Source organism: Erwinia wuhanensis (assembly GCF_030484085.1).
Classification (GTDB): Bacteria; Pseudomonadota; Gammaproteobacteria; order Enterobacterales; family Enterobacteriaceae; genus Erwinia; species Erwinia aeris.
Genome location: NZ_JAUJUH010000005.1, coordinates 124,928 through 150,239 on the forward strand (window position 1 = coordinate 124,928; position 25,312 = coordinate 150,239).

The 25,312-nt window shown below is 57.5% G+C and carries 25 protein-coding genes and 1 other annotated feature; of the genes, 15 read left to right on the top strand and 10 right to left on the bottom strand.

Features of this window, described 5'->3' with window-relative positions; genetic code table 11:
• Positions 1-6: 6 nt before the first annotated feature.
• From QZH36_RS13455 to dacD, 7 genes are all read right to left on the bottom strand, one after another.
• The gene (locus QZH36_RS13455) at positions 7-216 is read right to left on the bottom strand and encodes an MbtH family protein (RefSeq protein ID WP_125288080.1); all 210 of its coding nucleotides are present in this window, start codon (positions 214-216) and stop codon (positions 7-9) included.
• Entirely contained in the window at positions 203-1,465 is a 1,263-nt protein-coding gene (gene fes, locus QZH36_RS13460) for an enterochelin esterase (protein WP_301730437.1), read from the bottom strand. The genes QZH36_RS13455 and fes overlap by 14 nt, the downstream gene beginning before the upstream one ends.
• A gap of 263 nt (positions 1,466-1,728) precedes the next feature.
• Positions 1,729-2,970, bottom strand: coding sequence for an MFS transporter (locus tag QZH36_RS13465; protein ID WP_253460220.1), 1,242 nt, complete (start codon positions 2,968-2,970; stop codon positions 1,729-1,731).
• A gap of 12 nt (positions 2,971-2,982) precedes the next feature.
• Complete coding sequence (locus QZH36_RS13470; protein ID WP_253460217.1) at positions 2,983-4,440, bottom strand: EmmdR/YeeO family multidrug/toxin efflux MATE transporter; 1,458 nt, start codon at positions 4,438-4,440, stop codon at positions 2,983-2,985.
• Between the two features lie 167 nt (positions 4,441-4,607).
• Positions 4,608-4,928, bottom strand: a complete 321-nt coding sequence (locus QZH36_RS13475; RefSeq protein ID WP_253460215.1) for a DUF496 family protein — start codon at positions 4,926-4,928, stop codon at positions 4,608-4,610.
• 153 nt (positions 4,929-5,081) lie between these two features.
• Positions 5,082-6,140: an FUSC family protein gene (locus QZH36_RS13480; RefSeq protein ID WP_301251164.1), complete on the bottom strand. Its 1,059-nt coding sequence runs from the start codon at positions 6,138-6,140 to the stop codon at positions 5,082-5,084.
• A gap of 155 nt (positions 6,141-6,295) precedes the next feature.
• Positions 6,296-7,465: a serine-type D-Ala-D-Ala carboxypeptidase DacD gene (dacD, locus tag QZH36_RS13485; protein WP_301730438.1), complete on the bottom strand. Its 1,170-nt coding sequence runs from the start codon at positions 7,463-7,465 to the stop codon at positions 6,296-6,298.
• Between the two features lie 391 nt (positions 7,466-7,856).
• Here dacD and sbcB point away from each other — a divergent pair, with 391 nt between their 5' ends.
• A complete protein-coding gene (sbcB, locus tag QZH36_RS13490; RefSeq protein WP_301730439.1) occupies positions 7,857-9,284 on the top strand; it encodes an exodeoxyribonuclease I in 1,428 nt (475 codons plus the stop codon).
• A 94-nt stretch (positions 9,285-9,378) separates the two neighbouring features.
• Here the strand turns inward: sbcB and QZH36_RS13495 are convergent, their stop codons facing one another.
• Positions 9,379-10,740, bottom strand: coding sequence for an APC family permease (locus QZH36_RS13495; RefSeq protein ID WP_301730440.1), 1,362 nt, complete (start codon positions 10,738-10,740; stop codon positions 9,379-9,381).
• Positions 10,741-11,119: 379 nt separating this feature from the next.
• The gene (locus QZH36_RS13500) at positions 11,120-12,532 is read right to left on the bottom strand and encodes a glutamine synthetase family protein (protein ID WP_253461276.1); all 1,413 of its coding nucleotides are present in this window, start codon (positions 12,530-12,532) and stop codon (positions 11,120-11,122) included.
• 218 nt (positions 12,533-12,750) lie between these two features.
• Between QZH36_RS13500 and QZH36_RS13505 the strand changes: the two genes are divergently transcribed.
• The 3 genes from QZH36_RS13505 to QZH36_RS13515 are packed head-to-tail and all read left to right on the top strand — an operon-like array spanning position 12,751 to position 14,825.
• Positions 12,751-12,954 (top strand): hypothetical protein, encoded by a 204-nt coding sequence (locus QZH36_RS13505; RefSeq protein ID WP_253460152.1) that lies wholly within the window; start codon positions 12,751-12,753, stop codon positions 12,952-12,954.
• On the top strand, positions 12,951-13,505 hold the full coding sequence (gene puuR / locus QZH36_RS13510) for an HTH-type transcriptional regulator PuuR (RefSeq protein ID WP_301730441.1): 555 nt from the start codon (positions 12,951-12,953) through the stop codon (positions 13,503-13,505). The genes QZH36_RS13505 and puuR overlap by 4 nt, the downstream gene beginning before the upstream one ends.
• Before the next feature lie 42 nt (positions 13,506-13,547).
• Complete coding sequence (locus tag QZH36_RS13515; protein ID WP_301730443.1) at positions 13,548-14,825, top strand: NAD(P)/FAD-dependent oxidoreductase; 1,278 nt, start codon at positions 13,548-13,550, stop codon at positions 14,823-14,825.
• Here the strand turns inward: QZH36_RS13515 and QZH36_RS13520 are convergent, their stop codons facing one another.
• Positions 14,826-15,653, bottom strand: a complete 828-nt coding sequence (locus QZH36_RS13520; protein WP_301730444.1) for an SDR family oxidoreductase — start codon at positions 15,651-15,653, stop codon at positions 14,826-14,828.
• A 176-nt stretch (positions 15,654-15,829) separates the two neighbouring features.
• Between QZH36_RS13520 and hisL the strand changes: the two genes are divergently transcribed.
• The 11 genes from hisL (at position 15,830) to QZH36_RS13575 (ending at position 25,300) form a co-directional block, all read left to right on the top strand.
• A complete protein-coding gene (hisL, locus tag QZH36_RS13525; protein ID WP_100396937.1) occupies positions 15,830-15,877 on the top strand; it encodes a his operon leader peptide in 48 nt (15 codons plus the stop codon).
• Positions 15,853-15,974, top strand: a sequence feature (His leader region). Its footprint overlaps the gene before it by 25 nt.
• Before the next feature lie 79 nt (positions 15,975-16,053).
• A complete protein-coding gene (hisG, locus tag QZH36_RS13530) occupies positions 16,054-16,953 on the top strand; it encodes an ATP phosphoribosyltransferase (protein WP_125288103.1) in 900 nt (299 codons plus the stop codon).
• A gap of 6 nt (positions 16,954-16,959) precedes the next feature.
• Positions 16,960-18,255: a histidinol dehydrogenase gene (hisD, locus tag QZH36_RS13535; protein ID WP_301730552.1), complete on the top strand. Its 1,296-nt coding sequence runs from the start codon at positions 16,960-16,962 to the stop codon at positions 18,253-18,255.
• The gene (gene hisC, locus QZH36_RS13540; protein ID WP_301251096.1) at positions 18,252-19,340 is read left to right on the top strand and encodes a histidinol-phosphate transaminase; all 1,089 of its coding nucleotides are present in this window, start codon (positions 18,252-18,254) and stop codon (positions 19,338-19,340) included. The genes hisD and hisC overlap by 4 nt, the downstream gene beginning before the upstream one ends.
• The gene (hisB, locus tag QZH36_RS13545) at positions 19,337-20,404 is read left to right on the top strand and encodes a bifunctional histidinol-phosphatase/imidazoleglycerol-phosphate dehydratase HisB (RefSeq protein ID WP_253460129.1); all 1,068 of its coding nucleotides are present in this window, start codon (positions 19,337-19,339) and stop codon (positions 20,402-20,404) included. Before hisC ends, hisB begins: the two co-directional genes overlap by 4 nt.
• The gene (gene hisH / locus QZH36_RS13550; protein ID WP_253460124.1) at positions 20,404-20,994 is read left to right on the top strand and encodes an imidazole glycerol phosphate synthase subunit HisH; all 591 of its coding nucleotides are present in this window, start codon (positions 20,404-20,406) and stop codon (positions 20,992-20,994) included. Before hisB ends, hisH begins: the two co-directional genes overlap by 1 nt.
• Entirely contained in the window at positions 20,995-21,732 is a 738-nt protein-coding gene (gene hisA, locus QZH36_RS13555) for a 1-(5-phosphoribosyl)-5-[(5-phosphoribosylamino)methylideneamino]imidazole-4-carboxamide isomerase (protein WP_301730448.1), read from the top strand.
• Positions 21,714-22,490, top strand: coding sequence for an imidazole glycerol phosphate synthase subunit HisF (hisF, locus tag QZH36_RS13560; RefSeq protein ID WP_301251098.1), 777 nt, complete (start codon positions 21,714-21,716; stop codon positions 22,488-22,490). Before hisA ends, hisF begins: the two co-directional genes overlap by 19 nt.
• Positions 22,484-23,095, top strand: a complete 612-nt coding sequence (gene hisIE, locus QZH36_RS13565) for a bifunctional phosphoribosyl-AMP cyclohydrolase/phosphoribosyl-ATP diphosphatase HisIE (protein WP_301730451.1) — start codon at positions 22,484-22,486, stop codon at positions 23,093-23,095. Before hisF ends, hisIE begins: the two co-directional genes overlap by 7 nt.
• Positions 23,096-23,160: 65 nt before the next feature.
• Positions 23,161-23,637 (top strand): YbaK/prolyl-tRNA synthetase associated domain-containing protein, encoded by a 477-nt coding sequence (locus QZH36_RS13570; RefSeq protein ID WP_301730453.1) that lies wholly within the window; start codon positions 23,161-23,163, stop codon positions 23,635-23,637.
• 391 nt (positions 23,638-24,028) lie between these two features.
• Complete coding sequence (locus QZH36_RS13575; protein WP_301730454.1) at positions 24,029-25,300, top strand: putative sugar O-methyltransferase; 1,272 nt, start codon at positions 24,029-24,031, stop codon at positions 25,298-25,300.
• Positions 25,301-25,312 lie beyond the last annotated feature (12 nt).

Consider the following 25,312-nt stretch of genomic DNA (forward strand, 5'->3'; position numbering starts at 1 on the left):
CACTTTTCACGCTGTGACTCCCGCCGCAAAATGGGCCGGGGTCAGCGTTTGCCAGCGCGCCAGCCAGTCGTTGCATTCGTGCTGCGTCGCCGGGCCATACGCCGGCTGCCAGCCAGCGGGCCGGGCGCAGTGGGCTGGCCACAGGCTGTAGCCCAGATGATTTTGCAGCACGAAAAACGGCCCCTCAGGGCGATCGAAAGGATTACTCTGTTCCATCGGAAACTCCGGATTTAGCAGGGACAGACTGCCACAGCGTGGTCAGCCCGTTAATCAGGCCGCCTCGCCAGCACAGCGCGTCGTGGCCGCCGTCAACAAGGCGATAGTGCAGCGTCGGGCAGGCCCGTTGCAGCAGCGGATAAATGCGCTGGTTAGCCTGCAAAACGACAGGTTCGCGCAGGCCCGCTTCCAGATAAATGCGCAGCGGCGCAACGCTGAGCCGGCCCTGCATCAGCTGCTCTGTCAGCCAGCCGTCCTCGCCGGTGCGCTGGCGATGCGGCCACCAGAAAGAGCCGGACTGGCTGAGCGCGCAGCCGAAACGCTGCGGCCAGTGCAGCGCGGCATAGAGGGCGGAAAGACCGCCGAAGCTCTGTCCGGCCACCACGGTGGTCACCGGTTCGTCGCGCCAGCGCGCGTGCTGCGCAAGCAGCGGCAGCAGCTCTTCCTGGACCGCCAGCCAGAAGTCGGGATTGCAGGTCAGCTCCTCGCCGCGATGCTGCGTGTCGATGGCATCAATCAGCAGATAAACCGCCTGTGGCAGCTGACCGCGATCGGTTTGCGCCTGCAGTGCAGACCAGACCGGCATCTGCTCCGCCCAGAACTGGCCATCCAGCAGCACGGCCAGCGGGCGCTGTTCCGGCTGGCTTTCGCCAGTGGTGAAAAGCCATACCCGCCGCTGATTGCCCAGCCTTTTGCTTTCCCACGTCAGGCAGCACGGCGCAGCGAACTCAACGCGCTCTGTCCAACCCGGCTGCACAGGCGCCTGCGGCAGATGCAGCGCGGAGACGGGATGGCCGCGTCCGCCTCGCCAGCTGGTATGGGGATTAAGCGGATCGGCTATCGCCTGCGGCAGCAGCCTGCGCCAGCCTTCGCGCAGCGCCGCGCGGTCCGGCGGACTTTGCAGCGCCTCGGGGGGAAAATCATTTTCGTTTACGGAAGGGATAAAGCAGTAGCTGCCTCGCCAGCCCGCATTTAGCCGAACCTGCCACTGCCAGATAGCCGTGCCGCTGATGCGTTGCAGGCTTTGCGGCGCGCGCTGCTGGTGATGATCGGTGACGCCGGTGATATAAATCCATACCCGGCGCACCGGCGAAGTCTGTTCCGTTCCGGCGGGATCCCGCCAGTAAAAGGTGACGGTGCAGATGTCACCTTCCGTCACGACCGCTGGCGACCCCAGGCTCAGCTTGTGCTGCCAGCTCGCCTGCGCGTCGCTATCCCAACCGCCTGTCATATCATCATCTTCCATCATTAGTGCCATGAAAACAGGAACTGCAAGGCGTCGATTTTATTGATAATGGTTTTCATTTGCAATAAGAAATCATCACGTTTTTCAGACCGTCGAGACGTACCGCTTGGTCTTAACCCGCAGAAAAGATAAGGAAAAAAGGAAGCGACCACGGAAAAAACAGGCTGTCGATAACCTATCGGCGCGGCCAGCCTGGCGAAAAAAACGAGGGGGAGAAAAGCGGTAACGGCGCCGTTAATCATTAACGGCGCTTATTAAGGGTGGGATCAGGAAGAAGAAACGGGATCGTGCAGCCGCTGGCGCTTGCGAAGGCTCGGGAACCAGGCCATCCACAGGCCGACCACGATCAGCGTGCCAATACCGCCGACTGCCGCCGCCGGCGCCGCGCCCAGCCAGGCTGCCAGCATCCCCGACTCAAATTCACCAAGCTGATTAGAGGTATTAATAAAAATAGAGTTAACCGCGCTGACGCGTCCGCGCATCTCATCCGGCGTATCCAGCTGCACCAGCGAGCCGCGGATCACCATACTGACCATATCGAACCCGCCCAGCGCAAACAGCGCCAGCAGCGACAGCCACAGCTCTTCAGAGAGCGCAAACACCAGCGTCGCCACGCCGAAACCGGCTACGGAGGCAAACATGATTTTACCGACGTTGCGCTCCAGCGAACGACGGCTGAGCCAGAAGCCGACCAGCAGGCCGCCAACCGCTGGCGCGCCGCGCAGCAGGCCCAGCCCCCACGGCCCGGTATGCAGAATATCTTTGGCGAAAATGGGCAGCAGCGCCGTCGCCCCGCCCAGCAGTACCGCAAACAGATCCAGCGAAATGACGCCCAGCACGTCCGGCCGGTTACGGATAAATTTCACCCCGGCAAAGACGCTGGCGAAGGTGGCGGGCGTGCGCGGCGGCGGCGCATGGTCGTAGCGCAGGCGGCTGACCATCACGACGGAGATAAGATAGAGTACGCCAGTGGTGATATAGACCGCCTGCGGCCCGGCAACGTATAAAAAGCCGCCGAGCGCCGGGCCAAGCATGGAAGCCGTTTGCATCGATGCGGCGTTGGCGGCCGTCGCCCGCGCCAGTATTGAGGGCGGCACCAGCGCGGGCAGCATGGACTGCAGCGACGGCGCCTCTAACGTTTTGGCGATGGAAAGCACGAAAATCAGCGCCAGGATCACCAGCTCGTTGGTCAGGTGCATGAGCGTCAGCACCGCCAGCGCGGCAATCGCCAGCAGTTCGGTAAACTGCCCCAGTAATACGACGCGACGACGGTCAAACTGATCGGCAACGTGCCCTGCCGGCAAGGCCAGCACCACCGCCGGCAGAAACTGCGCCAGCCCGATTAAGCCTAAATCGAAGGCGCGGCCGGTAAGCGCATAAATCTGCCAGCCGACCGCGATAGAGAGCATCTGAAAACCGAAACTGGAGCTGGTGCGGGCCAGCCAGAAAGCGACAAAAGAGCGATGGTGAAACAGCGATTCCGACCCGGCGGAAGTAGGCGATTGCATGGTGATTTCCGGTTATTTTTTTGACAGCGCCAAATCCTGAGCGGCCGGCTCCTGCCGGGGCGCATATTTCCACAGCCAGCGTCCGCTGGTCATGCGGCGGTAGAAGAAGATACCACGGACAATCCAGTCCAGAAACATGCCCAGCCAGATCCCCACCACGCCAAAGCCGAGTACCACGCCCAGTCCGTAGCCCGCCACAATGCGGCATCCCCACATGCCCAACAGCGAAACCCACATGGTAAACCTGGCGTCGCGCGCGCCCTTCAGCCCCGCCGGTAAAACCCAGGATGCGGCCCAGAACGGCATAAACAGCGCGTTCAGCCAGATCAGGATTTTGACCACGTGGATAACCTCCTCGTCGCGGGTATAAAACGAAGCCAGAATGCCCGCAAAAGGCACCGTCAACGCCGCCAGCGCGCACAGCCCGATGGTTGAAAGCCAAAAAATATGCCGCAGCTGCCTTTCCGGCTGCTTCAGCTGTCCTTTGCCCAGGCGGGTGCCGACAATAATGGTTGAGGCGGAGCCAAGGGAGTTGCCCGGCAGGTTGATCATTGAGGCAATGGAAAAGGCGATAAAGTTACCGGCGATCACGTCGGTGCCCATTCCCGCGACAAAAACCTGCGTCAGCAGCTTGCCGCCGTTGAACAGCACCGATTCAATACTGGCGGGCACGCCGATGCTCAGCACCTCCATCAGGATATTGGTGTTGAGCCGGGTGAAATAGCTTTTCAGCGTGATTTTCAGGCGCGGATTGAAGCCGATAGCCAGCACATAAATTACCGCCGCCGCGCCGATATAGCGGGCGATGGTCAGCCCCAGTCCGGCACCAACAAAGCCCATCCCTTTCCAGGAGAAACAGCCGTAGATCAGCACCGTACTGAAAATAATATTCAGGATATTCATGCCGCCGTTAATCAGCATGGGGATCTTGGTATTGCCCGCGCCACGCAGCGCGCCGCAGCCAATCAGCGCAATCGCGGCGGCCGGATAGCTCCATGCGGTGATATTGAGATAGATCAGCGCCATCTCTTTTACCCGCGGTTCTGCGTTACCGGCGATAAGATTGATGATCCACTCGCCGTAAAACTCAATGCCTATTGCCAGCAGCACGGCGAAAATAGTCATCAGCACCAGCGACTGGCGGGCGGCCGCCTGGGCCCGTTCACGGTTAAGCTTGCCCAGGCTGAAGGCGACCACCACCGTGGTACCCAGATCGATAGCGGCAAAAAAAGCGATGATGACCATATTAAAACTGTCGGCCAGCCCGACGCCCGCCATCGCCTCCTTGCCCAGCCAGCTCACCAGGAAAGTGCTCAGCACGCCCATCAACAGCACGCAAAGGTTCTCAAAAAAGATCGGTACCGCCAGCGGCGTGATTTCTCGCCAGAACAGAACCCGATAAGAACGTCTTTTGGGATACCAGGGCGTACGCCTGATGGCCTCTAACGGAGAAATACGGAATATTTGCAAAGTGCTGCCTGCCAGAAATGGAGAAGACTCTACTGATGATGGTAAAAGGCGCTCTGATATGCAAAGTCTTTTCCGGAGAAAAGTGATTTTCCCCTGCGGATAGCGCCGTGCCCTGTAAGATCGAAAAAGGCGATCGTCGATCGCCTTTTTTGGTTCTCCAGCCCTGGCTACTGCGCTTTAGGCTCGCCCAGCGCCTTGAGCCTTTTGGAAAGCTCGCGGCGCTCTTTGGAAAGATCGGCGTTTTTGATGATGTAATCGTCAACGCGATCTTCGTAATCGCTGCGCATGCTGCTGATAATTTCCTGAATGGCTTCGACGCTCATGCCAGGCTTGATATATTCACTCAGGTTATCCAGCAGCAGCACGCGTTTCTGGTTGTCGCGGATTTTCTTTTCAATATCGTGGATTTCACGCTGCAGCTTGTTCTTACGACGGAACATCCGCACAAACTCCAGTACGTCCTGAAAGGATTGCTTTGCATTTTCCATGGAAACACCTTCTGTTCAGGCCTGCAAGGCAGGCATTATTATCATTGCGCTCAGCGTAGCGGCGAACCGCTGTCGAGGCGATTAGTTGTAGAGTCGGACTGGCGTTATCTTAGCGCGAACCGGCGCTTTTCGCAGTAAGTTGTTATTAATCGTTTATTTACGCAGCACCAGACGCATCAGATCCGACAGCCTTTCCAGCTGCGCGGCCATCTCCAGACTCAGCCAGACGTAGCCGTGGATCGGCGTTTCCACCAGCTCGTCGCTGTTGGAGGCTTTGATCAGCTGCCGCAGCTCGCGGGTGATTTCCGCCAGCTCCGCGCTGTTGGCGGAGATTTGGTCCGTGCTGCCCGCCACTATCGCCTTTGACAGCGCGCGCAGCGTATTTTCCGTCATCTGCTGGGTGCGCCTCAGCGTAGGCGCGTTCAGCATTATCAGGTGGCTTTCGCGAGAGGACCACCAGGCGTTCAGCTGCAGCTCCAGCGTGCAGACCATATTGCGGTTCAGCGTCTGAATACCTTCAAAAACCGAACGTGGAATACGCGTTTCCTTGCTGGCGGGATCGATCAGCGACCGCATTTTCACCACGCCGGTCAGCAGCCGCTGCAGGGGGCGCGTCAGCCGGGGCTTGTCCACCAGGTTAGGTGAACAGCCGGCATGGTAAATTTTAGCGGTTTCCAGCAGGGAATCGGAAAGCTTGATGCGCCAGTGGGTATAGGCCTTTTGCGGATAAATGCTGGTAAAAAACAGCGCCAGCACCGAACCCAGGATCACGTCGCCGCCTCGCCACAGCGCCATGGTCATATCGCCCGGCGCGCCGCCGCAGATCACCGCCAGCGTAATGCCGATCAGCAGCGCCATATAAGGGTGCTTGCCCAGCGTCAGAAAACCGCATAAAAACATCACCAGTGTGCACCAGGCCAGCATTACCGGCAGCGACCACAGCTCCAGCCAGAGCGCAATCAGCCCCGAAACCGAGCCGAATATCGTACCGCCGATGCGCTGGATCGCACGCGGAAAGACGTTACCCCAGGAGGAAATCGGCCCCATCACCACCACCAGCGTAATCAGCGGCCAGCTGCCTTCCGGGATAGAGAACAGGCGGATCAGCAGAAACGTCAGCACGAACGCCAGCGCGATGCGAATGCCGTGCACCGTGCGATAGTTACGATAGAGGGTGAATTCAAAGGCCGATAGCGGCTTGTCGGGACGCAAAACTTTCTCCAGGGGCGGGCTATTTTCCGGCATCATACCCTGCCCTGCGGGGCTTCGCCCGCTTTTTTGCGTATTGCCGTCTCACGATAACAGTGGTGCAACAGCAGCTCAACAAACAGGCAAAATGGCGACCCGTTGCGGATCGCCATCAGGGGTTACAGCTTGCGTTTGATGTAGTCAGTAATGCGAGTGATCACGCCCGCTTTTTCCACCGGTTTCAGCGTCACCAACGGGTAAGAAGCCAGCTCTTTGTCGCCATCCACCAGCTGGATAGTGCCGACCTGCTCATGCAGCTTCAGCGGCGCCTCAAGATCCTTGCGGTCAATGACGTACCTGGCCTTGATTTTTTTGACGTCTTCACGAGGCAAGGAGAGATAAACATCCTTATCGCTGCCTACGGCTACCTGATGCGGATTGCCGTACCAGACATTCTCATGGCCGATCTCTTTACCAGCATGGAACAGCTGCACGGTATCAAAATTGCTCTGTCCCCAGATCAGCAGCTTGCGCGCCTGCTCTTCGCGCCCTTTAGGGCTTTTGCCGCCCATGATTACGGCGATAAGTCGGCGCTGGCCGTCCACGCTGGAAGCAATGATATTGAAACCCGCGCTTTCGGTGTGGCCGGTCTTCAGGCCGTCGACGTGCAGCGTTTTATCCCATAACAAACCGTTACGATTCTGCTGGGTAATGCCGTTCCACGTCAGCGATTTCTCGCTGTACATCTGATAAAAATCCGGCTCGCCGGAGATAATGGCGCGCGACAGCTTAGCCAGATCGCCAGCCGTGGTGTACTGTCCCGGCGCATCCAGGCCGTGGACCGTTTCAAAATGGGTGTTTTTAAGGCCAAGCTTAACCACATACTGGTTCATCTGCTCGACAAAAGCGGCCTGGCTGCCCGCAACATAATCCGCCAGCGCCACGCAGGCGTCGTTGCCGGAATCGATAATGACGCCGCGGCTCAGATCGCGTACCGAGACTTTCTCGCCGGGCTTAAGAAACATCAGCGAAGACCCTTTAAACACGGGATTACCGGCGGCCCAGGCATCTTTACCCACGGTGACCATGTCGTCGCGGCTGATGTGCTTGCTGTCGATAGCACGATCCACCACGTAGCCCGTCATCAGCTTGGTCAGGCTGGCCGGATTGCGGCGTTCGTCGGCATTGCCCTGCGTCAGCACCTGTCCGGTCGTGGCGTCCATCAGCACCCAGGAAGCGGCGTCGATAGCGGGCGCGGTCAGGGGAAAAGCTAAGGGGTTATCTTCAGCATGGGCTACGGCGACCACGGCCAGAACCAGGCTGATACTTGCAAGCTGACGCTTCTTCAACGGTAAATCCTCAATAGACTGGAAAAAAACAGCCTGTTGTACGGGATCCGCCGTCGTAACGTATTAAAAAAGTGCAAGAAAATATTAAGATTAGGGAAGGTAAACCGCCTCCTGATCTCTATAAGAAAGTGGCTACGCTTTGCAGAAAAAGAACCGGAAGGAGCGCGTAACCTCCTGCCGCTTTTTGGCAGCCGCAATATGGTTTACCATTAAAGGCGTCAGGACAGGCATCGCTACGGGCGCGGTTCTGCACGCATGGGTGTGAAGATTATCTTCATTGAAGAGTTTGAGGTTACTTCAACCAATATGACTGAACGTATAAGACCGCAAGCATCAGATTGAGCGCTGCGTTTTCAGGAAGTTAACAAACAGAAGTGGACAGAGATAAACAGTGAAAAACGAAAGCAATCAACCTACGTTCCTTTTCCACGACTACGAAACTTTCGGGAAAAGCCCATCGCTGGACCGCCCTGCGCAGTTTGCCGGCATCCGCACCGATATGGATTTTAACATTATTGGCGAACCGGAAGTGTTCTACTGCCAGCCTGCGGACGACTATCTGCCGCAGCCGGAAGCCGTGATGATCACCGGCATTACGCCGCAGCTGGCGAAAGCCAAAGGCATGAACGAGGCCGCTTTCACCCAGCGTATTCACCAGCTGTTTAGCGAGCCCAATACCTGCATCGTCGGCTATAACAATATCCGTTTCGACGACGAGGTCACGCGCAATCTGCTCTACCGCAACTTTTACGATTCTTACGGCTGGAGCTGGCAGAACGGCAACAGCCGCTGGGATTTGCTGGACGTGATGCGCGCCTGCTACGCGCTGAGGCCGGAAGGTATCGAGTGGCCGGAAAATGACGACGGCTTTCCCAGCTTTCGCCTGGAACATCTGACCAAAGCCAACGGCGTGGCGCACGAAAACGCGCACGATGCGATGTCCGATGTTTACGCGACCATCGCTATGGCAAAGCTGGTAAAAGAGAAGCAGCCGCGCCTGTATGATTTTCTGTTCAGCCATCGCAACAAGCAGAAGATTATGACGCTTATCGATATACCGCAGATGAAGCCGCTGATGCACATCTCCGGCATGTTTGGCGCCCAGCGCGGCAATACCAGCTGGATCGCCCCGCTCGCCTGGCATCCCACCAATAAAAACGCGCTGATTACCTGCGATCTGGCCCAGGATATTTCTCCGCTCCTGGCGCTGGATGCCGATGCGCTGCGTGAAAGACTCTACACGCGCCGGGAAGATTTGGGCGATGCCGCCCCCGTACCGATCAAGCTGGTGCATATCAATAAATGTCCGGTCGTCGCACCGGCCAATACGTTACGCCCGGAAGATGCGGAGCGTCTGGGGATCGATCGTCAGCGTTGCCTGGATAATCTGGCGCTGCTGCGTCAGCACCCGGAGGCGCGTGAAAAAGTGGTGGCGCTCTATGCGGAAGCGGAGCCGTTTGTGGCTTCTGACGATGTGGACGCCCAGCTCTACGACGGCTTTTTCAGCGATGCCGATCGCAGCGCCATGAATATCATCCGGCAAACGACGCCGGAAAACCTGCCCGCGCTGGATCTGACCTTTAACGATAAGCGTATTGAGAAGCTGCTGTTCCGCTTTCGGGCGCGCAACTTCCCCGGCACGCTGGATGAGGCCGAGCAAAAGCGCTGGTTGCAGCATCGCCGTGAGGCGCTCAGCCCGGAACGCGTGCAGAACTATGTGCAGGAGCTGGAGATGCTGTTTAATCAGTACGACGGCGATAAGGCGAAGATGACGCAGCTGAAAGCGCTGTTTGATTACGCTCGCGAACTGGTTTCCTGATTTTTCGGCTACGGGCAGCGGCAATTAAAAAGGGCGCGGTTCACAGAACCGCGCCCTTCTTTTTAGCCCATCACCACGCTAAATGCGGGCTGGGTTACATCGGCTCTTCGGTGTACTGCGGCACCGGTTTGCGGAAGCGCTGCGTCACCACGGCCAGATAGACCAGGCCAATTGCGCCCCAGACCAGGCCGAGGATCATCGAGCTTTCTTCCAGATTGATCCACAGCGCCCCCACCGTCAGCGCGCCGCACAGCGGCAGCAGCAGGAAGTTAATGTTGTCCATCAGCGTCTTGTTGCGCCCTTCACGGATCCAGAACTGCGAGATCACCGAAAGGTTAACAAAGGTGAAGGCCACCAGCGCGCCGAAGTTGATCAGCGCCGTCGCCGTCACCAGGTCGAAGGTAATGGCGGAAAGCGCGATAGCGCCTACCAACAATACGTTCAGCGCTGGCGTATGCAGCTTCGGATGAATATAGCCGAAGAAGCGCTCCGGGAACACGCCGTCACGCCCCATCACATACATCAGGCGGGAAACGCCCGCGTGCGCCGCCATGCCGGAAGCCAGCACGGTGATGCAGGAGAAAATCAGAATGCCGAACTGGAAGGTTTTACCCGCCACGTAGAGCATGATTTCCGGCTGCGACGCGTCCGGATCTTTAAAGCGCGAGATATCCGGGAAATAAAGCTGCAGGAAGTAAGAAACCACGATAAAGATCACGCCGCCAATCAGGGCGGTCAAAAAGATCGCTTTCGGGATCACTCGACCCGCATCCTTGGTTTCTTCCGACAGCGAACTGATGCCGTCAAAGCCCAGGAACGAGAAGCACAGAATGGTCGCGCCGGTGATCATAGGCACCACGTGCGCCTGCTCAGACCAGAACGGCTTGCTGCTGGTCAGGGTGCCGGCCCCTTCGCCATGGGACACGCCGTAAATTACCATACCGGTAATCGCCACCATGACCGCCATTTGCAGCACCACGATAATGCTGTTGAAATTGGCGACGGTTTTAATGCCCTTGAGGTTAGAAAGGGTCATAAAACCAACCAGCAGCACCACGAATATCCATGACGGGACACCCGGCACCAGCGCTTCAAAATAGATTTTCGCCAGCAGGATATTGATCATCGGCATGATCAGGTAATCCAGCAGCGAGGACCAGCCCACCATAAAGCCGACGTGCGGGCTGATGGCTTTTTGGGCATAGGTATAGGCCGAGCCGGCAGACGGGAAGCGGCGAACCAGCTTGCCGTAGCTCAGCGCAGTAAACAGGATCGCGATTAACGCGAAGGCGTAGGCGGTTGCTACGTGACCGTCTGTGAGGCCGGAAACGATGCCGAACGTATCGAACAGGGTCATTGGCTGCATATAAGCCAGGCCCATCATCACTACAGGCATCAGAGTCAGCGTTTTTTTCAGGTGCGCGCGCGGCGCGGCGGTCTGGGAATTATGCGACATGATTCAGCCTCCCCATAGCATCAACCTTTCTGGGTTGAACCACAGGGAAACTTCGCTTTATGCGAGCGTTGTTCTGATTTGGGAAGGTAAAGCAGGCAGGCGTGAAGGTGACGGCTGCCGCTGCGCCGTAGTCGTCGCGCAGATGTTTACCGGCTGCGGCCGGCGTAATGAAGTGTTGCCCCATCTTTATTTCCTCAAAAACACTGTCAGTGTGTATCAGTCCGGCTGAGCCGGCCTCTTTGGCTTCGTTTTTTTGTGCAAAAAAAATAACCGGCGCGTTAAGCGTCGGTTATTCATTTACAGTCCGTATATTTTGCCAGGCTGTAAGACAGAATACAAGTTTTTAAAGCCTTTCTGCGCCATTTCTTTACAGGAAACGTCAGGCATTTTTCAACATCCAGTCGATTTCTGTGGCGGTGATCAGCCGTTCAAAATGCATCAGTTCATGATGTTTGCAGCTGTGCCAGACAAACCCAAAGCGCTCGCCCAGCAGCTTTTGCAGCGGAGAGCTTTGGGCAAATTCGTCCAGCGCATCGCTTTGCCTGATCGGCAACGGTCTGCCGTCGGCTTCATGGCCGTTGCCGGTAATGGCCGACGGCAGCGGCAGCTGATTATCGATGCCGTGCAGAATGCCCGCCAGCACCGCGGCGACCACCAGATAAGGATTGGCATCCGCGCCTGCCACGCGGTACTCCACGCGATGGTTTTCCGCTTCGCCACAGGGAATACGCAACGCTACCGTACGGTTGTTGTGCCCCCATGATGCCTGTAGAGGCACAAAGGCTTCCGGTAAAAAGCGACGATAGGCATTAACGTTAGGCGCCAGCAACGCCATGGAGGCGGGCATCAGATCGATCATCCCGGCCAGCGCTCGCTTCAGCAGGGGCGAATCGCTGCCGTCATCGGTGATAAAGGCGTTATGATCGGCGGCGTCCAGCAGGCTGATATGAACGTGCATTCCGCTACCGGCCCAGGCCTCGTAGGGTTTTGCCATAAAGGTAGCGTTCATCCCGTGATTTTCTGCCACCTGACGGATTAGCCGCTTCAGCTGCACGGCATGATCGCAGGCGCTGAGCACGTTGCGGGTATGGCGCAGATTGATTTCAAACTGGCCTGGCGAGGCTTCCGCCAGCGCGCCGTCGGCCGGAATACCCTGCAGTCTGGCCAGCCTGTCGATATCATTGAGCACGGCGGCAAAACAGTCGAGATTATCAACCGAATAAACCTGGCTTTGCCGGTTACGATCGTCGCTGCCCGGCGAGCACGGCGGCTGAATGGCGCCTTCCGCATCGCGTTTTTTATCGACGAGATAGAACTCCAGCTCTACCGCTACCACCGGAAATAACCCCCGATTGCGCAACTGCTGCCAAAGGTGATTCAGGACATTCCGGGGTTCAACGTCAAAGGGAGTACCATCTTGATTACGCATGGTCAGCAAAAGCTGCGCCAGGCGCTGCGGATCGGTTGCGGAGGGAGTCAGCGTGCCTTCGACGGGAAAGCAGATATTATCCGGTTCACCCAGCGCCTGGCCAAGTCCGGCCTCTTCCACCGTGTTGCCGAGAATATCCATGGCATAGACGGAAGCGGGAAAATAACAGCCTTTTTCCAGCCTGAGCAAACTGCCGATCGGGAGGCGTTTGCCGCGAAAAACACCGTTTAAATCATTAAGCAGAACATCAACATGCTGTGTTTCAGGATAGCGTTCCAGATAAGTTTCTACTTCAAGCTGGAACGCGCTGGTTCGCTCGCCATGCCGCGTAAAATCTTCCACTTCGACGATATTGGTCATGATGCCACCCGCCTTCGCTCAGTCTGATGTTTGCGCGCCGCTCAAAATAAGCGCCGCCTTCTTAACATAGCGTCAACTATTGAGCGCGGCAAATGTTATGACAGAGTTTATTTTCCAGGCAAAATCTTTTGCATATTGCCTTGCAGAGTGCCAGATTGGCTGGATAAGGCACGGATCCGTCCTGCCTTTCCGCGCTCACTAAAACCGGACGGAGAGTTGGGATGGGCATTATTTCGAACAACCCCTTGATTGACGTAATAATGTATCAGGCAAGCCTCAGCAAACAGGCCCTGACGACGGCGCTTCCCGATGCCTGCCCGGCATGGCAAAACCCAACCGGGTATGCTGGCTTTGACCTTAAGGAAGACTATTTATTAACGCCTTTACGTGCGTTTTTTCGGCAGCAAAAGGAAACCCGTCGATGAGCGATATTTCTCTGGCCCCCGGCCGCCGCCTGGCTGAAATCCGCCAGCAGCAGGGCCTGTCGCAGCGGCGCGTGGCCGAGCTTTCCGGCCTGACGCACAGCGCCATCAGCACTATCGAACAGGACAAGGTCAGTCCAGCCGTCGGTACATTACAGAAGCTGTTAAAAGTTTATGGCCTCTCCCTTTCCGAATTCTTTTCCGAGCCGGTCCAGCCTGACAGGCCAAAGGTGGTAATAGAGGCAAATGAGCTGATTGATATTGGCAGCCAGGGGGTATCGCTGCGGTTGATCCATAACGGCAGCCCCGAGCGGACGCTGGCGATGATGTTAGAAACCTATGAACCCGGCGCGACAACCGAAAAAATTCGTCATCAGGGTGAAGAGATCGGTACGCTGCTGGAAGGCGAAATCACCTTAACCGTCGACGGCCAGCGCTATCAGCTTCGGGCTGGCCAAAGCTACGTTATCGATACCGGCCATCCCCACAGCTTTAATAACACCTCTGCGCAGCCCTGCCGGATCGTCAGCGCGCATACCCCAACCACCTTTTGATCGCCAGTTGACGCCGCTTCGCGCTTTTTGTTGGAGAAAGCTATGGAACATGTGCAGAGCTATTACGCCGCTACGGCCAATCCTCATGACCGCTGGCCGCGGCTGACGGATGATATTCTCTGCGACGTCTGCATCATCGGCGGCGGTTTTACCGGCCTTTCCTCGGCGCTCTACCTTACCGAAGCGGGTTATGACGTGGTGGTGTTGGAAGCGGCCAGGGTTGGCTTTGGTGCCAGCGGCCGTAACGGCGGGCAGGTGGTTAACTCCTACAGCCGTGATATTGACGTTATTGAGCGCCGCTACGGCAAAGAAAGCGCACGACTGCTGGGCAGCATGATGTTTGAAGGCGCAGCGGCGATCCGCGACCGTATCGATCGCTACGCCATTAGCTGCGACTACCGGCCCGGCGGCGTTTTTGCCGCGCTTAACAGCCGTCAGTTTAGCCATTTAAAGCAGCAGCACCAACGCTGGCAGCACTATGGCAATCATCAGCTGGAGCTGCTGGACGAGCTGGGCATCCGGCGTAAAATCGCCAGCGAACGCTATGTCGGCGGCCTGCTGGATCGCAGCGGCGGTCATCTGCATCCTCTGAATCTTGCGCTGGGCGAAGCGGAGGCGATTCGCCGTCACGGCGGCAGGATTTATGAAGAGTCAGAGGCGACCGCCGTGACCTACGGCACGCCGCATCGCGTCAGGACGGCTCAGGGTAGCGTACTGGCTAAATACGTTATTTTTGCCGGTAATGCCTATCTGGCGCCGCAGCTGGAACCCAGACTGTCGAGCAAGAGCCTGCCCTGTAGCTCGCAGATCGTCGTCACGGAACCGCTCTCACGCGATAAGGCGCTGGCGCTGCTGCCGGACAACTACTGTGTAGAAGACCGTAACTATCTGTTGGATTACTATCGCCTGACGGCCGACAACCGCCTGCTGTATGGCGGCGGCGTGAGCTATGGCGCGCGCGAGCCGGGCAACATCCACGAGCTGATCCGGCCCAGGCTGCTAAAGACCTTTCCACAGCTGGAGGGAATAAAATTTGATTATGCCTGGAGCGGGAACTTTTTGCTGACGCTGTCCCGTATGCCGCAGATCGGCAGGCTGGAAAACGGCGTTTACTATATGCAGGGCGACAGCGGGCACGGCGTGACCTGGACGCATCTGGCGGGCAAGCTGGTTTGTGAAGCGTTGCAGGGCGAGCCAAAACGCTTTGATGCGTTCGCCCGCCTGCCGCATCTGCCTTTCCCGGGCGGTCGCCGTCTGCGCGCGCCTCTGACGGCGCTGGGCGCCGCCTGGTATGCGCTGAGGGACCGATTGGGGGTTTGATTACCGTAACGGCATTTTCAATGGATCGGGATAGCGGTAGCTGAAACCCAGCTCCTTGCAGATACGCTCGCCGTTGATAATCTTGCCCGTGGCGACGTTTGCTTCTGCAAGAAACGTCGGCGGCGTCAGCCCCAGCTGGCGGGCAACCGCCGGATAAAAATCTTTGCGGGCAGGATGATGCGGCGCGCTCAGGTTATAAGTTCTTCCACCTTCGCCGTTTTCCAGCAGCAGGATAATAGCGGCAACCACATCTTCCAGGTGCACCAGATTAACGCCGTGTGAGCCGTCGCCTAAATCGGTTTTACCCGCCAGGAAGCGGCCCGGATGCCGCTGCGGCCCCACCAGGCCGGACAGCCGCAGAATATCTACCGAGGTGCCCGGCAGATTATGTAGCCAGGTTTCCAGCTCTTTCAGCGTCTTGCCCGCTACCGTAACCGGCTCAAGCGGGCTGTCTTCATTCATCTCGCCGTTTCCACTGCCGTAAACAGAGGTGGAACTGGTAAAAACAATGCGCGGCACGTTTGCCGCCAGCGCGCTGTCCACGATTTGCTGAACCGCCAGCAGATAATTTTCGCCGCCCTCCGCCGTGCGGCTGGCAGGTAAGGTGATGACCAACGCCTCCACGTCCAGCAGCGCGTCAAGATCGTCGGGATCGCACTCCAGTTCCGGCGTCAGCGTCAGCAGCACGCTTTCCAGCCCGCACATGCGCGCCGCCTCCACGCCATCAGCCGTGGTTTTGCTGCCGGTGACCTGCCAGCCTCGCGCCGTCATCGCCAGCCCCAGCGGCATACCCAGCCAGCCCAGTCCTACAATCGCCACTTTTTTCATCTTTGTTCCCTGCTTTCTCAACCATGCCCTAAAACTACGCCAGCCTTTCGTCAACAACAATCGGTTAAGCCTTTTTATCTGTCATCAATGATAAAAAAGTGTTGCGCCCGACATTTGTCCTGAGTTAGGTTATTGGTCACGAAATGAATAATCATTCACCCCTATTTGAGAAGACTATGACACGCGTTCAGTTCAACCACCATCATCACCATCATCCTGACTAGTCTTTCAGGCGATGTGTGCTGGGAGACATTCAGATCTTCCAGCGGTGCAGAACGCAAAAAAAGCCCCCGGAAGATCGCCTTCCGGGGGCTTTTTTTATGGGCGCAGGCCCGGGCCTGAAAGGATGAACAACGCTGGCCGGTTAAATCGAGCAGACAGGAAAAGAGGATAAGCACCGATGTTAGATAACAAACGTTTACGCATAGCTATGCAGAAATCAGGCCGTTTAAGCGATGAATCACGCGAGCTGCTGGCCCGCTGCGGCATCAAAATCAACCTGCAGCAGCAGCGTCTGATCGCCTTTGCCGAGAACATGCCGATCGACATCCTGCGCGTGCGTGATGACGATATTCCGGGGCTGGTGATGGATGGCGTCGTGGACCTGGGCATTATCGGCGAAAACGTGCTGGAAGAAGAGCTGCTGACCCGCCGCGCGCAGGGCGAAGATCCTCGTTATGCCCTGCTACGCCGTCTTGATTTCGGCGGCTGCCGCCTGTCGCTGGCGATGTCGGTTGATGATGAATATACCGGCCCGCAGTGTTTGCAAAATGCCCGTATCGCCACCTCTTATCCTCACCTGCTGAAAAAGTATCTCGACAAACAGGGCGTCGCTTTTAAATCCTGCCTGCTGAACGGCTCCGTCGAAGTGGCACCTCGCGCCGGCCTGGCCGACGCCATTTGCGACCTGGTTTCCACCGGCGCGACGCTGGAAGCCAACGGCCTGCGCGAAGTCGAAGTTATTTACCGCTCTAAAGCCTGTCTGATCCAGCGCGACGGCGAAATGCCTGCCGCCAAGCAGGAGCTAATCGACAAGCTGATGACCCGCATTCAGGGCGTCATCCAGGCACGTGAATCCAAGTACATCATGCTGCACGCGCCGAGCGAGCGTCTGGAAGATATCATCGCTCTGCTGCCGGGCGCGGAGCGTCCAACCGTTCTGCCGCTGGCGGGCGACAAGAGCCGCGTCGCCATGCACATGGTGAGCAGCGAAACGCTGTTCTGGGAAACGATGGAGAAACTGAAAGCGCTGGGCGCCAGCTCCATCCTCGTGCTGCCTATTGAGAAGATGATGGAGTAAGCGATGATGACCCCGATTGACTGGCAGGCGTGCAGCGCCGAAGAACAGCAGGTGCTGCTGACTCGTCCGGCTATCTCCGCTTCTGAAAACATTACCGCCAGCGTGCGCGCTATCCTGGAAAAGGTAAAAGCGGAAGGCGACGAGGCGTTGCGCTACTACAGCGCCGCTTTTGACAAGACCGAAGTTGAGGCGCTGCGCGTCACCAGCGAAGAGATAGATGCGGCGTCAGCGCGGCTTGGCGATGAGGTCAAACAGGCGATGGCGGTGGCGGTCGCCAATATCGATAAATTTCACCAGGCACAAAAGCTGCCGGAAGTGGATATTGAAACCCAGCCCGGCGTGCGCTGTCAGCAGATCACCCGTCCCGTAGCGTCCGTCGGCCTGTATATTCCCGGCGGTTCTGCCCCGCTCTTCTCTACCGTGCTGATGCTGGCGACCCCCGCCCGCATTGCCGGCTGCAAGCGCGTGGTGCTCTGCTCGCCGCCGCCGATCGCCGACGAAATTTTATATGCCGCTAAGCTGTGTGGCGTGCAGGAGGTGTTTCAGGTCGGCGGCGCGCAGGCTATCGCCGCCATGGCGCTGGGCACCGCATCCGTGCCGAAGGTCGATAAAATCTTCGGGCCGGGCAACGCCTGGGTGACCGAAGCGAAACGTCAGGTCAGCCAGCGTCTTGACGGCGCGGCGATCGACATGCCTGCCGGCCCTTCCGAGGTGCTGGTGATTGCGGATGGTGCAGCCACGCCGGATTTTGTCGCCTCCGATCTGCTTTCTCAGGCGGAGCACGGCCCCGATTCGCAGGTGATCCTGCTGACGCCCGATCGCCAGATGGCCGAAGCGGTCGCCGACGCGGTAGAAAAGCAGCTGGCCAGCCTGCCGCGCGCCGAAACGGCTCGTCAGGCGCTGGCCGCCAGCCGCCTGATCGTGGCGAAAGATTTGGCGCAGTGCGTTGAAATCAGCAACCGCTACGGGCCGGAACACCTGATTATCCAGACGCGCCAGGCGCGCGATCTGGTTGCAGACATCACCAGCGCCGGTTCCGTGTTTCTGGGCGACTGGTCGCCGGAATCCGCCGGCGATTACGCCTCCGGCACCAATCACGTGCTGCCGACCTATGGCTTTACGGCGACCTGTTCGAGCCTGGGTCTGGCCGATTTCCAGAAGCGGATGACGGTGCAGGAGCTGACGCCGCAGGGCTTTTTAAATCTGGCGCCGACCATTGAAACCCTGGCCGCCGCCGAGCAGCTGACCGCCCACAAAAACGCCGTGACGCTGCGCGTTGCCGCGCTGAAGGAGAAGCAATGAGCAAGATTGAAGATCTCGCCCGCGCCAACGTGCGCCAGCTGACGCCCTATCAGTCCGCTCGTCGTCTTGGCGGCAGCGGCGATGTCTGGCTCAACGCCAATGAGTATCCGCTGGCGGTGCCGTTCGACCTCCGCCAGCAGACGCTGAACCGCTATCCCGAGTGCCAGCCGAAAGCCGTAATTGAGCGCTATGCGGCCTATGCGGGTTTGTCGCCGGAGCAGGTGCTGGTCAGCCGTGGCGCGGACGAAGGCATCGAGCTGCTGATGCGCGCATTTTGCGAGCCGGGCAAAGACGCCGTGCTGTTCTGCCCGCCGACCTACGGCATGTACAGCGTCAGCGCCGAAACGCTGGGCGTGGAATACCGCACCGTGCCCGCGCAGGAGGGCTGGCAGCTTAACCTGTCCGCCATTGCTGAAAAACTTGACGGCGTGAAGCTGGTTTACGTGTGCAGCCCAAACAATCCTACCGGCAACCTGGTGAAGCCGGAGGCCATCCGCCAGCTGCTGGAGATGACGCGCGGCAAGGCGCTGGTGATAGCAGACGAAGCCTATATAGAGTTCTGCCCGACGGCGACGCTGACCGGCTGGCTGAAGGAATATCCGCACCTGGTGATCCTGCGTACGCTCTCCAAGGCGTTTGCGCTGGCCGGACTGCGCTGCGGCTTTACGCTGGCCAACGCCGAAGTTATTGCGCTGCTATTAAAAGTTATCGCGCCTTACCCGCTTTCCACGCCGGTAGCCGATATCGCTGCCCAGGCGCTGAGCGAACAGGGCGTCGCCCTGATGAAAGAGCACGTTGGCGAGCTGCTGGCGACGCGTGACAAGCTGATTAGCGATCTGCGCGACTGCCGCTGCGTGGAAAAAGTATTCCCCAGCGAGACCAACTACGTGCTGGCCCGCTTCACTGACTCCGCGCTGGTCTTTAAAACCTTGTGGGATCAGGGCATTATTCTGCGTGACCAGAACAAACAGCCGGGACTGGCGGGCTGCCTGCGCATCTCCGTCGGCACGGCTGAAGAGTGTGACCGCGTTATCTCCGCGCTGCAAAAGTTATCCGGCGCGTCCGCATCCATGGAGCAAGCATGAGCCAGAAAGTTCTTTTTATCGATCGCGACGGAACGATTATCGCCGAACCGCCGGAAGATTATCAGGTTGACCGCATGGAGAAGCTGGCCTTTGAGCCGGACGTGATCCCTGCCCTGCTGGCGCTGCAAAATGCCGGTTATCGACTGGTGATGATCACCAATCAGGACGGGCTGGGTACCGCCAGCTTCCCGCAGGCGGATTTTGACGGCCCGCACCAGCTGATGATGCAGGTTTTAAGCTCGCAGGGCATCCGCTTTGATGACGTGCTGATCTGTCCGCATCTGCCGGAAGACGGCTGCGACTGCCGTAAACCGAAAACCAAACTGGTCACGGCATGGCTGGCGGAAGGCGTGCTGGATACCGCTAACAGCTATGTTATCGGCGATCGCACCACCGACCTGCAGCTGGCAAGTAATATGGGCATTCAGGGGCTGCACTACTCTAAGGAAGGCCTTAACTGGCAGGGTATTCAGCAGCAGCTGACCAAACGCGATCGTCACGCGCTGGTGAACCGCAACACCAAAGAGACACAGATTAAAGTAGAGGTCTGGCTGGATCGCGAAGGCAACAGCCAGTTCAATACCGGCGTGGGCTTCTTTGACCATATGCTGGATCAGATCGCCACCCACGGCGGCTTCCGCATGAATATTGAGGTGAAAGGCGATCTCTATATCGACGATCACCACACGGTGGAAGACACCGGCCTGGCGCTGGGCGAGGCGCTGCTGAAAGCGCTGGGCGACAAGCGCGGCATCGGCCGCTTCGGCTTTGTGCTGCCGATGGACGAGTGCCTGGCGCGCTGCGCGCTCGATATCTCCGGCCGTCCGCACCTGGAATATAAAGCCGAGTTCAGCTATCAGCGCGTGGGCGATCTCAGCACCGAGATGGTGGAACACTTCTTCCGCTCGCTTTCCTATACCATGGCCAGCACGCTGCACCTGAAAACCAAAGGCAAGAACGATCACCACCGCGTGGAGAGCCTGTTTAAAGCCTTTGGCCGCACGCTGCGCCAGGCGATCCGCGTGGAAGGCAACACCCTGCCCAGCTCGAAAGGAGTGCTGTAATGAACGTGGTGATCCTGGATACCGGCTGCGCCAACCTCTCTTCCGTCAAGTGGGCGATCCAGCGCCTGGGCTATGAGCCGGTGGTCAGCCGCGAGGCCGACGTTGTACTGCAGGCCGACAAGCTGCTGCTGCCGGGCGTGGGCACGGCACAGGCGGCGATGGACCAGCTACGCGAGCGCGAGCTGATCGAGCTGATTAAAGCCTGTACCCAGCCGGTGCTGGGGATCTGCCTGGGGATGCAGCTGCTTGGCTCGCACAGCGAGGAGAGCAACGGCGTCACCACGCTGGGGATTATCGATCAAGCGGTTGAGCAGATGAACGACTGCGGGCTGCCGCTGCCGCATATGGGCTGGAACCAGATTACCGCTCAGGCGGGCAACCATCTGTTTCGCGGCATTCCCGACGGCGCGTACTTTTATTTTGTGCACAGCTACGCTATGCCGGTGAATGCCTGCACCATCGCGCAGTGCAACTACGGCGAGCCTTTTACCGCCGCGGTGCAGAAAGATAACTTCTTCGGCGTCCAGTTCCATCCGGAACGTTCCGGCGCGGCTGGCGCGCAGCTGCTGAAAAACTTCCTGGAGATGTAAGTGATTATTCCCGCATTGGATTTAATTGAAGGAAAAGTGGTGCGGCTGCATCAGGGCGATTACGGTCAGCAGCGCGACTACGGCAGCGATCCTCTGCCGCGCCTGCAGGAATACGAGGCTCAGGGCGCCCAGGTACTGCACCTGGTCGATTTGACCGGCGCGAAAGATCCGGCGGCGCGGCAGATCCCGCTGCTGAAAACCCTGCTGGCGGGCGTCGGCGTGCCGGTACAGGTTGGCGGCGGCATCCGCACGCGGGAAGATGTGGAGGCGCTGCTGGAGGCGGGCGCCACGCGCGTGGTGGTTGGCTCTACGGCGGTAAAAAACCCCGAAGAAGTGCAGCGCTGGTTTAAGCAGTACGGCGCGGAGGCGATCGTGCTGGCGCTGGATGTGCGTATCGACGCGGCTAACCGCAAGGAAGTAGCGATCAGCGGCTGGCAGGAAGCGGCTGGCGTGACGCTGGAAGATGTTATCGAACAGTTCCGGCCTTATGGTCTGAAACACGTGCTTTGCACCGATATCTCCCGCGACGGCACGCTCGGCGGCTCTAACGTGGCGCTGTATCGTGAAGTCTCGGCCCGCTATCCGCAAATCGCCTTTCAATCTTCCGGCGGCATCGGCTCGCTGGAGGATATTCGTGCCCTGCGCGGCTGTGGCGCTGCGGGCGTGATTGTCGGCCGTGCTCTGCTGGAAGGTAAATTCAACGTATCGGAGGCGATAACATGCTGGCAAAACGGATAATCCCCTGCCTGGACGTGCGTGACGGCCAGGTGGTCAAAGGCGTGCAGTTCCGCAATCATGAGATCATCGGCGATATCGTGCCGCTGGCGCAGCGCTACGCGCAGGAAGGCGCGGACGAGCTGGTATTTTACGATATTACCGCCTCTTCGGCCGGTCGCGTGGTGGATAAAAGCTGGGTAGCTCGCGTAGCGGAAGTGATCGATATTCCTTTTTGCGTGGCGGGCGGTATTAAATCGGCGGAAGACGCGGCGCAGATCCTCTCTTTCGGTGCCGACAAAATCTCGATTAACTCACCGGCGCTGGCCGATCCTGAGCTGATCACGCGGCTGGCCGATCGCTTTGGCGTGCAGTGCATCGTGGTCGGTATCGATACCTGGTACGACAGCGAAAGCGGCAAATACCACGTGAATCAGTATACCGGCGATGAAGCGCGTACCCAGGTCACAACCTGGGAAACGCTGGACTGGGTACAGGAAGTACAGCAGCGCGGCGCGGGCGAAATCGTGCTGAATATGATGAATCAGGACGGCGTGCGTAACGGCTACGATCTGACCCAGCTGCAAAAAGTCCGCGAGGTCTGCAAGGTGCCATTAATTGCTTCCGGCGGCGCGGGCACCATGGAGCATTTCCTTGAGGCTTTCCGCGACGCCAACGTCGATGGTGCGCTGGCAGCCAGCGTTTTCCATAAGCAAATTATTAATATCGGCGAGCTGAAGGCTTTTCTGCTCGACCAGGGTGTGGAGATCCGCGCGTGTTAACAGAACAACAGCTTGCCCAACTTGACTGGGCAAAAACCGACGGCATGATGCCGGCTATCGTGCAGCACGCCGTCTCCGGCGAAGTATTGATGCACGGCTATATGAATCAGGAAGCGCTGGCGAAAACGCTGGAGACCGGTAAAGTGACCTTCTGGTCGCGTACCAAACAGCGTTTGTGGACCAAGGGCGAAACCTCGGCGCATTTTCTTAACGTCGTCAGCATCACGCCTGACTGCGATAACGATACGCTGCTGCTGCTGGTCAACCCGGTTGGGCCAACCTGTCATCGCGGCACCAGCAGCTGCTTCTCGCCTGCCGCCGCCGACTGGACTTTCCTGTATCAGCTAGAACAGCTGCTGGCCGAACGCAAGCACGCCGATCCGGCCAGTTCCTATACCGCCAGCCTGTACGCCAGCGGCACCAAGCGCATCGCGCAGAAGGTCGGTGAAGAAGGCGTGGAAACCGCGCTGGCGGCCACCGTTAACGATCGCGATGAGCTGACTAACGAGGCTTCCGACCTGGTGTATCACCTGCTGGTGCTGCTTCAGGATCAGGATCTTAATCTGAGTGTGGTAATCGAAAACCTGCGCCAGCGGCATAAGTAACAGAGCCGGGGTATAGCAACAAATAACAAGGTCGGGCAACCGGCCTTCTTAATGAAGGGAGCAAGATGAGCACGTTTGACAAGTTAATCACTCTGCTGGACGGCCAGCAGGCACGTTATAAGATCATGACGCATGAGCCGACCGGCAAATGTGAAGAAGTTGCGGCAATTCGCGGCACCGCTGTCGGTCAGGGTGCCAAGGCGCTGGTGTGCCATGTCAAAGGCAACGGCGTTAAACAGTACGTTCTGGCGATATTACCTGCCGACCAGCAGGCTGACCTGAGCAAGGTAGCAAAAGCGGTCGGCGGCCTGCGCGCCTCGCTGGCCAGCCCGGCGGAAGTGGATCGGCTGACCGGCTGCGTGTTTGGTGCGATACCGCCCTTCAGCTTTCATGATGAGCTGAAAGTCGTCGTCGATCCCACGCTGTGCGAGCGCAACAGCGAGATTGCGTTTAACGCCGGACTGCTGGAGAAATCCGTGGTGCTGAACGCGCAGGATTATCAGCGTATTTGCGATTTCAGTCCGGCAGACATTCTTAAATAAGAGTGTACAGGCTGCTGACCGTCGGTTTATTTCTGCAGGCAGGAATAACAATCCGAAATTAAGCCATGCCACGCCTTTTCTCCCCGGCGTCTGTAAGGCAGACGCTGCGGCATTTTATGCTGTGCCAGAAGCACTCCCTGTCTGTCGCCGATACGTCAGCTCAACTCTTCAGGCCAGGCCCCGCCACGGTGATAACGCCAACGCTGGATCTGGTCGAAGAAAACGCATAGCGGAACAGACCACGCCTGACGGCATGCTCTCTGGCTGCGCGGTGCGATACTGATTTAAATCAGTAATCAGCAGCTAACAATTTATGACAAATGGTGTTTGCTAAAAAATTAACTTAGAATGCGCTATTAAGAATCCTGACGTTAAGCTAATGAGAAACGGAATGGCCAGTCAAAAAATCAAAAAATTGCTCTTAAAAATCCCCTCGGTCAGACATTATGTTGAAACAACCAATAATATCAGAAATGAAAATATTCGGTTGACACAGGAAATTGAAAAAAAAACATCTTTAATTTCCCAGTCAAGAAGCCCGGCCCTTTTTAACTGTAGTGATGATTTTCTGACAGAAAGACTATTATCTCATCCGATAAAATCCGTTAGCGGATCGCTGACGCTGGTCAGCGAACCTGCTCGCCATATCGCAAACCGGGTAGAGGTCGCAGAACGCTTAATCAAAGCCTATCATAAGGCCTTAGCCGATGAAGCTACCTCGCCGCTGCGCCGGGAAGGTGAAGACTTATGGACGGGTTTATTACGTAATGAACTGCCTGAGTTGCTGAGCGCTATTGACAGCCGTGACGCGGTAAAACTGGCCGATTTTTTAGCTGAATTCGGGACTTCTTATGTCTGGTTTGGCGGTATCACCACCTGTATTGACGGTTTCAATAAGGATTTACGTCCTGAAAGCATCGCATTAACCTATTATGATAAACTTATCAGCCTGGCGGAGAGCCTGGGGGTTTTACGATACGAAAGCCCGGAATCAGGCCCGTGGGGAGAGAACATGCTCGCGGATCCCACCGAGGTGTTGAACAGCATAGCGCAAAAAATCGGCATAGATATTGAGCCGCCGATGGGCATAATACACACGGACGGCATCAAAGCCGGCAAGAGCGTTTTGCACTATCGCCATATTAACGCCCTGTATAGCGCGCTCAGGCTACATGCGATTAATAAAAAGCAGGAAGCAGTCTGTGAATTTGGTGGTGGCCTCGGAATAACAGCTATGTATTCCCTTCGTCTGGGCGTGAAGGATTATACCATTTTCGACTTACCCATTACCTGTTTGCTTGCGGGGCATTATCTTATCCATGCCATTGGCGAAAACAATGTCGTACTCTATGGCGAAGAGCCAAAAGAAAATGCTGTAAAGCTGCTGCCTTACTGGGAGTGTCAAAAACAGGATGATAACAGGTTTGCCTATGCCCTGAATCAGGACAGCCTGCCTGAAATTTCAGACAACCTTATTCTGGAATATTTAACACAGATAAAGAAAATGGTAGCTGAAGGATTTCTTAGTATTAATCACGAGTGCTTTCACCCTCGCACGGTAATGCGTTTTACCGAGGAGTCCGGCGGATTTGAGCTTTTACACCGTTCAAAATGTTGGGTGCGGGATGGCTATGTAGAAGAGCTATATACTTTACAAAAATAATGACAGGCTTAT